Source organism: Paenibacillus sp. 2RAB27, from assembly GCF_052115445.1.
Classification (GTDB): domain Bacteria; phylum Bacillota; class Bacilli; order Paenibacillales; family NBRC-103111; genus Paenibacillus_E.
Map to the genome: position 1 here is coordinate 1 of NZ_JBFRGR010000080.1, position 5,459 is coordinate 5,459.

Annotated in this window: 4 protein-coding genes and 2 pseudogenes; 1 reads left to right on the top strand and 5 read right to left on the bottom strand. The window is 40.6% G+C overall.

Annotation, left to right across the window (positions count from 1 at the left end; translation table 11 throughout):
- The 5 genes and pseudogenes from AB4114_RS35485 to AB4114_RS35505 form a co-directional block, all read right to left on the bottom strand.
- Nucleotides 1–338: pseudogene (locus AB4114_RS35485) on the bottom strand (reverse transcriptase domain-containing protein); the annotation flags it as partial.
- A gap of 1,019 nt (nt 339–1,357) precedes the next feature.
- Nucleotides 1,358–1,639 (bottom strand): hypothetical protein, encoded by a 282-nt coding sequence (locus AB4114_RS35490; protein ID WP_441992632.1) that lies wholly within the window; start codon nt 1,637–1,639, stop codon nt 1,358–1,360.
- A gap of 99 nt (nt 1,640–1,738) precedes the next feature.
- Nucleotides 1,739–2,143 (bottom strand): hypothetical protein, encoded by a 405-nt coding sequence (locus AB4114_RS35495; protein ID WP_441992633.1) that lies wholly within the window; start codon nt 2,141–2,143, stop codon nt 1,739–1,741.
- Nucleotides 2,144–3,254: 1,111 nt separating this feature from the next.
- Nucleotides 3,255–3,515, bottom strand: a pseudogene (locus AB4114_RS35500) (Tn3 family transposase); the annotation flags it as partial.
- A 975-nt stretch (nt 3,516–4,490) separates the two neighbouring features.
- Nucleotides 4,491–4,595, bottom strand: a complete 105-nt coding sequence (locus AB4114_RS35505) for a YjcZ family sporulation protein (RefSeq protein ID WP_441987817.1) — start codon at nt 4,593–4,595, stop codon at nt 4,491–4,493.
- A 419-nt stretch (nt 4,596–5,014) separates the two neighbouring features.
- On the opposite strand from AB4114_RS35505, the gene AB4114_RS35510 reads away from it, so the two are divergent.
- On the top strand, nt 5,015–5,459 hold a 445-nt coding region (locus AB4114_RS35510; protein WP_441992634.1), incomplete at its 3' end, for an IS110 family transposase.

Consider the following 5,459-nt stretch of genomic DNA (forward strand, 5'->3'; position numbering starts at 1 on the left):
ACTTGCTTGAAGCACTGTTGAATGATACGGTCGAGGATGCACGGGATGCCAAGCGGTCTCATCTTACCGTTATCTTTTTCGATGAGCTTCCGTCTGACATTCTTGGGGCGATAGTTTTGCAGTTTGTTTTGGATTTCACTTACTAATTCGTAATCGGGTCGTTGTTCGATGTCTTTGATGGTTAATCCATCTGTTCCTGGTGTCTTTGATCCTTTATTGGACTTCATCGTACTATAAGCCAGCAAGATATTTTCTCTGGATGTGACGATCTCATATAGATGTGAGAAGGTTTCATTGTTTGCTGATCTTTCGTGCAAATCCGTAAAAGATTCCGTCATGCCGTAATACTCCCAATTTCGTAAAGCTCACTGTGGCATCCCTCCTGACGAAGTGATGTCCCCACATTCCTACCTGATCGGTGCAATTCACGCATGGAAAATGATCGTTCTTTTTCAATTAGACTTGGGGCTGTTCCTCCACTTCAATTACAGAAGTTTCATCAGTCGTGCCCCTACCCTCACAAGGATAAATACATTTCAGCATATGCCTTATTGCAACCGTTTCGGGTAACAGCCCTTCTTGCAACGTCCCTTGCTTTCCAAGTCCCTTACAGCCTAGCTATCTTTTCTGAACTTAGGTGCTTCCTCTAAGCCTGTGAGATTGATGCCACCATTGTTCGGCATAGCGTATTTCAGAGGCGAAAGTTTTACTTTACGCCACTCACCCCATCGTTTGATGGTACATACGTTTCCGCATGCTCTAACTGTAGACCTGTACATTCGGAAGTTCGTCAGTTCGCTTCTGCGCGAACATTCTCACCGTATTCAATTTTTCAGCCACGCGACATATCCGTCGGCATACCTTTTCTACTAGAATGGCTTCGGCCTTCGTTCTGTCGAATCTACCTGAACTTCGCACCCCACGACCTGTTAGTCGTGACGCGCGCAGGAGTATTGGCGGGATGGTTCCTGGATACATGGTTCCGTCATTCCCATCCTTGGTTGTAAAGTTAAGATTACTGCTGTAATCTCCTGCTTTTCACACTGTTTGGTGCTTATAGCAGAACTTGTCGTACTTCGCCGTTAGCTTAATATCATCTAGTGTCCATATCCGTGTGATGCTTGAGAGAGATACGCTATTATGACAGCAAAAACAAGGATAATACTCATTAAAACAAATGCATAGCCTGTCATTCGTGCTGTCAAATTTCTTTTATAGAGTTTAGATTTACGTATAAACAGAAATCCAACCCCCAGCAACAACGCAATAATTATTCCAACGTAATCGTCCAAGGAATCATCCCTCATCTTGATTATTACTTTTTCATTTGTGTTTATATTGACGCAAAAATTAGACTTTAGTTCAGCACTATCAATGTTTTCCCTTTAATTTCTAAAGCCTCTTCATCAGATATTTCAACTAATATTCCGATTATATCTAGGCGTCTGTTCTTAAAATTGCTCCCATAATTTATCATTTCTATACCTTTGATTTGAATTTCTTGAGTAACATTTTCTCTATTTCTTAATGTATCACCGATTTTAATGGTTGAATTCGGATTATTAATAACACAAGTTAGAACGTAGCCTCTACCTGTAATCATAAATATTTCATCAATTGTTAATTCAATGAGAGACAAGTAATCACCAACCTTTTGATGTGATTTTCGCGAATTTTTCATATGTAAATTATTCGTTAAGTGATTGAACTATCGTTCTTCGTTTGTTTAATCAATTGGTTATCCTTCCACTAATTGATAAAATCTGATGTCACCTTTTTCTGTTTCAGCTATCAATATGTCATTTCGCTCTTTGACACGGAATATCTTTGTTCCCACTTCCAGTTTATTTGCTGTTCCGTTTTTAAAATCTTTATCATTATTACTTCGGTGTCTGATTTCAGTTACTTGTATGTCTTTGGTTAATTTTAACTCGTCTACCCAAGGAACTCCTGCATTGTAAATGGTGTCTTTATACATGAAAATATTAGCTTTCAAATCCATTCTTAAAACTTCTTGTGCAGTTGGATTTCCAATTGTTTTAGTCTCACTCTGCTGTTCTGAAATCTGCTTGGTGGGTTCTTTACCGCAACCAATCAACAAAGCAAAACTACATATAACAACATAAATAATCATCCTCTTCACCAAATTGTACCCCTCCTTTACAAATCCATCAATTGAAATTGAGACGTGGAAATCCTCACGAATGTTGCAGCCCTTATTCAACTCTACTGCCCTTTAATTTAGCGATGACAGCCAATCGGAACTAATGTATGTCTGAACTAAAATTTCTTGTAAGAGCTTTAAAAAACGTATGAATGACTCTGTCGGGAATGAGATCAAGTTCTTGTCAAAATCGGGAATGGGATCAAGTTCTTGTCATTGCCTTGTGACAAGAACTTGATCCCATAAAATAAAAAAACCGCGATTTACGCGGCAATTAATGAGATAATGTTCTTGTCACCCGACAATTAATCGGTMATACGCATTCAGAAATTCCGCATGTCCCGCACTCGACTTGAAGACAGGTAAATAAGTGGCTGCATCATTCCTCMCTGGCGGCGTTTAAGATTTCGACCTGTACGGCGCTTCCTTTTGTTGTTCAGAAATTTTCGGCATCGGGAAATAACGCTCCTTGCGTATTATGTAAAAAAAGAGAGTATWCTCGCTTATTATAACGAGAGTACTCTCTTTTTTCAGTTAATAGATAATCTCGATTTTACCGTCCTTATAGACGCGGAGATGTGCGATGCCAATTCAATGTCGGCGGCAGATCAATTCAACGGACGTACAAAGGTATAATATTGCAATTATGCTTAGGTTGTGTGGGTATTAATAAGTATTGATTCAATTAAGTGTGATTTGGTGCTAGTACTCTTCGGAGAAAATGAAGCGATGCTCGAGTGACATCAAAACTGTGACTACACTCGTAGATGCTTGTATGGAAATATTTCCCTTAACGGTATTGGATTACAAGCCCGTCGACAAGCCCATCTTACCGAGGCGCTCCTTTTTTGAAAAAGACCAAATCTTAGTCCTTACAGCATTTAGTGTAATGCAGAACGACAGACTCCAACATATGGAAAAAGTTACGCTTCCTAAATCAGAAAAATCTGCTCTTACCTATCTGAAATTGATTTTCAAAAATTTGATTAAAAAAGTAAAAAGACAGTCAAAGACTTTAGTAATTAAAGTCTTTGACTGTCTTTAATCCGCTATCGTTCACCGAATCGGAATGGGTTACCTATTGCGGTTCTTTCTTAGAAAACTTACCTTGATTTTTAAGGTGTTCTGTTGCTTGCTGGAGATAAACGGTATTCCATACACCAATCGCATTAATGATGATGTTCAACGCACTGGCCCTCTGAACCTGCTCATGTAGCGCATGTTTCCGCAGTTCTCCATGTTTGCCGAAAAAGATCGCTCTAGCCAAAGCGTTCATGGCTTCCCCCTTGTTTAACCCCCGGTGGATTCTTCGCCGCATCGCTTTGCTTGAAAGATAATCAAACCAGAAGATAAAATGTTTCAGGTCGCTTGCGTACTCTTTTAGTGTTTTGGGATTCAAATCTTCGTTGTCTATTATTACATTTAATCCCTTACTACTCTATACGTGTTCACCCCGCCTACAGCAGCCCCTTAAGGTAACTGGTGCCGTTTGCCTCATAACGAATGGCATAATCAATGAATCCGCGCTTATGATTCAGTCCATCCTCGATGTGCTGCTTCTTCTTTTGGAAGTCATCGAACGATAAGCCGAGCGGTATTCGGTAAACGTACTCAGTACCCCATTTGTGACGTGTTCGCCTTAGAAGGTGGATAGTGTGCTTCTTTCCTCCCTCTTGCACCGTTAGTCCGCACGTATTCGCCACACGCTATCACAGCAATGGTTAGCAGAAAAGGCGGGAGTTGGTCGGAATACAATCGGTGACTTAGCTTCGGGAGATGGGTGCGCACCTAACGCCAGGACGATGTAGAAGATATTGAACGCACTTCGCTCGATCGATCCTAACGTTAAGGCACATGATTTTTGTTCGAAGTKGGGGTATAGACCTAGTTCGGAATCATCCACTTGACCATATATTGATATTGCCAGCCAGCACACCCAACTCACTCGTCACCCTCATTTAAACAACGAGAAAAAACGGTCTGTATTCGCATCTAGCTCGCGATAAGACCGTTTTGTTTTCCTCGATATTCTTTGTGATGTTGGATTAAGAAATTACCAAACACAAGTTATTGATAAGATGATAACCAAAAGAATGAAAAGAACCAAAACAGCTGCTGCGTTGTTGTGATGATGATGACCTACTCCACCTACTGCTCCCATGTTTACTCAGTCCCCTCAAGTGAATTTTCATTACGGTATAATTATATGCTCGTTACATGGTCATTGATTGGCCATACGTCACCCTCATTTAAATAATGAGAAAAAACGGTCTGTATTCGCATCTATTTCGCGATAAGACCGTTTTTGTTTTTTTGTGATGTTGGTTTAAATTGCAAAAGTCATTAAGATAATAACCAAAAGTACATAAAGAACCAAAACAGCTGCTGCACTGCTACCTCCACCATATCCTGCACAACTTGCACCACTCATGATTAGTCAGTCCCCTCAAGTTAAATTCCATTACGGTATAATCATATGCTCGTTACATAGTGATTGATTGGACATAAGTCTATGTACTCACAATACAACCCAGTTAATGTACAGCCGTTTCTCCTAAATGTAATTTTTTGCTTTGTCCTCCATTAAGGCAACTTCACTCCCCCGTAATTGGATTTTATCGTGATCTTTTCTTTACAAGGACAAGAGGGATTAATCTACGCTCTTCTACCTGTTACTTTAATGGAAAAAGAGCAGTTGCCAGCGAGGCAAACTACTCCCGTTTTTTTCAACAAACGTTCACCGTTAACATTCCTGTAGGTGTTAGTAGATTGAATTTGCAAAAGAACGCCTCGCTACGATGAGTATGTACTGGGTTGCAGTCCTCAGAACTCACCTTAGGAGGCGTTATCATGAAGTCTAATCCAATTAAGTCTCAAAATCAACGTGTAGAACGAATCAGCACTACTACTCTGGTCATAGGCATCGACGCAGCACAAGCCATTAATTTTCGAGGTGTTGTCCTCACCAAGCGCACTATTCTATTTTCGAATGACCTTGCTGGATATGAGCATTTAGAACAAAGCATTCGGAAATTACAGAAGATGCACGGCATGAATGACATCATTGTGGGAATGGAGAGCACCGGTCACTACTGGTTCAATATTGCCAACTGGTTGGTAGATCAGGGCGTTGATGTGGCTCTTGTCAATCCAATCACAACAAAACGCAATAAGGAAAACAGAGATAACTCACCTTCCAAAAACGACCCAAAAGATGCTCTGGTCATCGCCGATGCGGTCAGCCGTGGGTTCTACACGCCCTTCTCTCCAAAGGATGAAGCATCCCGCCCTATAC

Coding starts and splice junctions, on each gene's coding strand:
- AB4114_RS35505 (WP_441987817.1), bottom strand. CDS start 4,595: ATGAGTGGTGCAAGTTGTGCAGGATATGGTGGAGGTAGCAGTGCAGCA.